The organism is Flavobacterium frigidum, from assembly GCF_048286735.1.
Lineage (GTDB): Bacteria > Bacteroidota > Bacteroidia > Flavobacteriales > Flavobacteriaceae > Flavobacterium.
Genome location: NZ_JBLVPU010000039.1, coordinates 1 through 5,407 on the forward strand (window position 1 = coordinate 1; position 5,407 = coordinate 5,407).

Here is a 5,407-nt window from a genome sequence, read left to right on the forward strand (position 1 = left end):
TCCAATTTTATCATTAATTATAGTCACTCCTAAACCTAAATTACTTTCGTTTAATGGAGTATTGACAGAGGCAACATTGGTAACAGGAGCTCCATCTAGTCCTACCCACTGTGTACGGTGTAGCGCAAAAATACTGAAAGCGCCTCTTGATCCGGCATAGGCAGGATTAATATTGATGGTGTTGTACATGTATTGAGTAAATTGAGCATCTTGTTGTGCATAATTTACAAAGGCTGTAAACATCAAAACGAAAGAAAATAATTTTGTTTTCATAGTAGATATTTATTGTTTCGGATAAGCTAGAGATTTCTTTCAAAATAATCCAGCTTGACTATTTGTTAAATTTCTGTAGGATTATTTTTCATTAAACGTGCTAAAGATAGAATTTTAAAAATACCTGAGGATAAAAAATCCTCAGGTATTAGATTATTTATTTGGATAAGTATAAATATCCGTCTTTTTTGTTGGTTATAGTTTTCCCTGTACCGTCAAGAGATGTATAACTCAAGATGTAAAAATATGTTCCAGTTGGTAATCCAGTAGATTGTTGAATAATAGATCTACCAACAGAAATACCTTCAAAAGCATTACTCGTATTATTATATCCTTTAGTTTCATATACTAATACTCCCCATCGGTTGTAAATCTCTACTGTATTATCTGGATAACAAACAGTATCATCAATATTATCGATTACGAATTTTTCATTAATTCCATCACCATTTGGAGAGAATGCGTTGTGAACTACTACAGATCCACAAGACAATACAGTTCCGCCACAACCAGTGTTCACTGTTATAATTACTCTAATTGTACGTGGACAAGTAGTGTCATTTACTTTATATTCAAAGTTGTAATCTCCTATTGGAAGCCCAATAGCGTTAAATAAGTTTCCTAGTAATCCACCTGAACTATTAATATCGATCCAAGCTCCACTATTAATAGAAATTCCGGCAGGTAATAAATTATTCAAATCGGTTGTTGTAGAATTCCCATCATTACAGATCGCGTTGTTTATTAAAACGTTGCTATTGGCAATAGTGACATTGATAATTTGAGTAAAATCAGAAGTATTTCCACAAGTGTCAGATACCAACCATTTTCTAACAATAGAATACGAGTTATCTGTTCGGTTTATGATGTTTTCAGTAAAAATAGGAGTAGAGACAGTTGAGCAATTATCCACAAATATAAGATCAGGTTTAGCTGGAATCGCATCACAATTTACATTAAGAGGTGTTGTAAAAGCAGTGTTGGTAGTTGGTCCTGTTTTATCTATCACATTAATCGTTTGAGTCGCTGTCGTTTTATTTCCGCAAGTATCAGTAGACGTCCAAGTTCTGGTAACTGAATAGGAGCCAGCACAATCCCCGCGAGTAGTCACATCAACAGAAGTCAATTTTACATCTGCACCACAATTATCAGTTGCAGTTGCCACTGCAAACTCTAAAATTGCAGCACAAGAGATAGTTGAAACAGCAGGTAAAGTAGTAATAACAGGCGCTGTAGTATCTTGAATGGTAATGATTTGAGTAAAGACTTCAGAAGTATTTCCACAATCATCAGCTGCAGTCCAAGTGTTGGTGTAAGTTCCAGCATTAGCACAAGATTCAGACGCTACAAAAGCACCACTTACTTTGCTGATATTAGTAACAGTAGCATCGCACAAATCAGTAGCAGTAGGGAAGGCCGCTTGAGCTTTGGCTAATGCTTCAGCATTACTGCATTCTAGAGTAGTATTTAAGGCAGTAGCAGCGGTTGACCAGGTAGGCGCTGTTGTATCTTGAATGGTAATGATTTGAGTAAAGACTTCAGAAGTATTTCCACAATCATCAGCTACAGTCCAAGTGTTGGTATAAGTTCCTGCATTAGCACAAGATTCAGACGCTATAAAAACACCGCTTACTTTGCTGATATTAGCAACAGTAGCATCACATAAATCAGTAGCAATAGGGAAAGCTGTTTGAGCTGTGGCTAGTGCTTCAGCATTACTACATTCAACAGTCGTATTTAAAGCAGTAGCAGCGGTTGACCACGTAGGCGCTGTTGTATCTTGAATGGTAATGATTTGAGTAAAGACTTCAGAAGTATTTCCACAATCATCAACTACAGTCCAAGTGTTGGTGTACGTTCCTGCATTAGCACAAGATTCAGAGGCTACAAAAGCACCACTTACTTTGCTGATATTTATAACAGTAGCATCGCATAAATCAGTAGCAATAGGGAAGGCCGCTTGGGCAGAAGCTAAAGCTTCAGTATTACTGCATTCAACAGTCGTATTTAAAGCAGTAGCAGCAGTAGACCATGTAGGCGCTGTTGTATCTTGAATAGTAATCACTTGAGTAAAGACTTCAGAAGTATTTCCACAACCATCAACTACAGTCCAAGTGTTGGTGTACGTTCCTGCATTAGCACAAGATTCAGACGCTACAAAAGCACCGCTTACTTTGCTGATATTAGTAACGGTAGCATCACATAAATCAGTAGCAATAGGGAAGGCCGCTTGAGCTCTGGCTAATGCTTCAGTATTACTGCATTCTAGAGTAGTGTTTAAGGCTGTTGTTAGAGTAGACCAAGTTGGAGTAGTATTGTCAATGACAGTAATCGTTTGTACAAAATTAGCTGAAGTGTTTGCACAACCGTCAGTAAAATTCCAAGTACGTACTCTCACGTAAGCATTAGCACAATTAGCATCGGCTGTCGTAACATCACTCACTAAAATTTTAGTTGGGGCAAGCACACAATTATCGGTAGCGGCGGGCGATAAGGCTAAAGCAGCAGTTATGCCTGCTCTATCGTTGCATTGAAGTGTTTGATTTAAAGACGCTTCGGCCGTAGTTACAATCGGTAATGTATCATCCACTACTGTAACAATTTTTGTACAGGTCGAAATACATCCATTGGCACCAGTAATGATTAGTGACAATAAAAATGTTGAATTACAACCAGCACTAGCAGTTACAGAAACAGATTGAGAATTTGTACTTCCCGCAATTAGTCCATTTCCTGAAATACTCCATTCATAATTACCACTAATTGGAGCTGAATAGTTGTTAAAAGTTGAAGAAGGACATAATGGCCCATCTGAACCTGATATAGAGCAAGCGATTTCAGTAGGAGCCGCTTTAATAGTAACCGTTATTGATTTAGAACAACCGTTAGCATCAGTAGCGGTGTAGGTATGATTTCCGGCAGCTAAATTAGTTGTAGCAGTTGCATTGAAAGTAATAGTTCCAGTTCCCCCAGTTGGTGTGCTTAATACTACGGATCCTTTTTCACCAAAACATTTGGGTTGAGTAGGAGTTGCAGTAAAAGCGATTGCGGGTGTAATTGTTAATTTAACAGCTGTTCTATTTAAACTTGAACAGGTACCATTTGAATATTCTGCATAATAAGTTATCGAGTCCACAGTTTTTAAAGTAGGATTTGAAACAATATTTCCATTCGTTGCGGAATCATACCAAGTTATACCAGTAGTTGATGATAAAGCAGTATTTGCATTTAGTGTCTGTATTGGTGTTGCTTCACATTCAGAAATATTACCGTTACTTGTTGGTTGATTTGGCACAAATGTGATCGTTATTTTAGCCTCGTTTGATATTAATCCAGTTAAATCTTTAATGGTATAATTAATAGGGGTTGGATTATTTTTAAAAATAGCTAACGGAACAAAAGTTACTATTCCACTGGAGTTAATAGACCAAGTTCCCTGTCCTAATACCGTTAAGGAAGTTTGAATTCCAAACTGAGATGGATTTAAATCTACGGTTACTTTATCTATATTTTGATTCGAATCGACATCGTTAGTGGTCACATCTTGAGTTACTGAACCATACAATTTACATAAACTAGAATCATCATTTGCTATGGGCGCTTTAGGAATAGTAAAACGTACTTCCCCAAAACTTATTGAACTTTGTCTATTACTAGACCGACTGCTATTGCCAAGTCGAAAGTTTATTGCATGGAGAGTTCCAAAATTAATAGCAGCTATGTAACGTGTATTTGCGATGCTTATAGGGTCAACCGAATTGCTCGGTCCTTGAAACCTAGTATATGGCGTTATTGTGCTAACGGTTATAAAACTCTTAGATTCAAGTGTATAGTTTTCGTTATTAGGTCTTGCAACATCAAAAAATTCATTTCCGTCCAAATCAAGAACTTCTAAAATAAAAGAGCTTAAATCAATTTTTAATTGTTGTGCTGTGTTAAATGTTCCTCCTTTATAGAACGTAAATTGAAATTCAACATTTCCGTTGACTTGAGACGTACTAATCACAGGTTGAAATCTATCTTTTAGACTTCCTCCTCCATTATTCAGATTATCAACATCAACAATTGTAGCATTGGTTATTTTAACAATGGTAACAATAGCATCGACATCAGTTCCATCAACATTGGTAACAGCGGGATAACGATATTTGGCACCGACTGTTTTATCGGTTCCAGATATTAACATAGGTGTTGTGAATTTTGGTATTTGTGAATATGAATTGAGGGAAACTAATAGAAAAAGAATAAAATATATTTTTTTGCTTATTTTTAAAGTAATTTTATTCATGATTTGACAGTATTTGAGATGTTAAAAAAAAATCTTTTTTAAATTTTTCAAGAGTATTTTAAACATAATAATTTATAAAAGTTAATATAAATAGTGAAATGATTTATTTGTGATTATCAGGTTTGAAATAATTTTATAAAAAGTTCCAAGCATTAGATATAAAATTTTGGAAACATTTGTTTAAATAATTTATCTAAATAAATGTTTTATCTTAAAGAATTATTTTATTTCTAAAGCATTTAAAAACAAAGTCTTAGATTATAAAATTAAAATTAAGAACAATTATTAGGATTGATTTTTTTTATCTATCATTAACCTAAAAACTCGTTTAAATGTATTTTATTTAAGAAAAATTTAATTTTTAATTAAAAACATTAACAGTTGATTTATTATTTTTTAACAAATTGAATTCTAGTAATTTAGGGAGTTTAATTTTATTTTTTTACACTTTAATGGCATTAAGTAAACCATCATGTAATAATGAAAGTATTTTATAAAAAATAACCTCGAGAGTAAAGCTCCCGAGGTTATCATTATTTGAATTAATTCTTTTAATTCACTTACAAATCTATAATAATAAATTCGCTTCTTCTGTTTAGTTGATGCTCCTCTTCTGAGCAAGTAACATTATCAGCACATTTGTTTACGAGTTGTGTTTCGCCGTATCCTTTACCGGTTAATCGATTGGAATTAATACCATTTTTAACCAGCCAGTCGATGGTAGCTTTGGCTCTTCTTTGCGATAGTGCTTCATTGTATTTGAATGTTTGTCTGCTATCCGTATGAGATCGGATGTCAATTTTCATGGTTGGATTCTGATTCAAAACATCTAATATTTTTTCTAAA

3 protein-coding genes are annotated in these 5,407 nt (G+C 34.4%); all 3 read right to left on the reverse strand.

The window, feature by feature from the left end; all coding sequences use genetic code 11:
* Positions 1–273: PorP/SprF family type IX secretion system membrane protein (locus tag ACNQGO_RS15225; protein WP_417985795.1), on the reverse strand; the 273-nt coding region annotated here is incomplete at its 3' end.
* Between the two features lie 157 nt (positions 274–430).
* Positions 431–4,459, reverse strand: a complete 4,029-nt coding sequence (locus ACNQGO_RS15230) for an HYR-like domain-containing protein (RefSeq protein ID WP_417947343.1) — start codon at positions 4,457–4,459, stop codon at positions 431–433.
* A gap of 662 nt (positions 4,460–5,121) precedes the next feature.
* The coding region (locus tag ACNQGO_RS15235; RefSeq protein ID WP_417985796.1) for an OmpA family protein at positions 5,122–5,407 on the reverse strand (286 nt) is incomplete at its 5' end.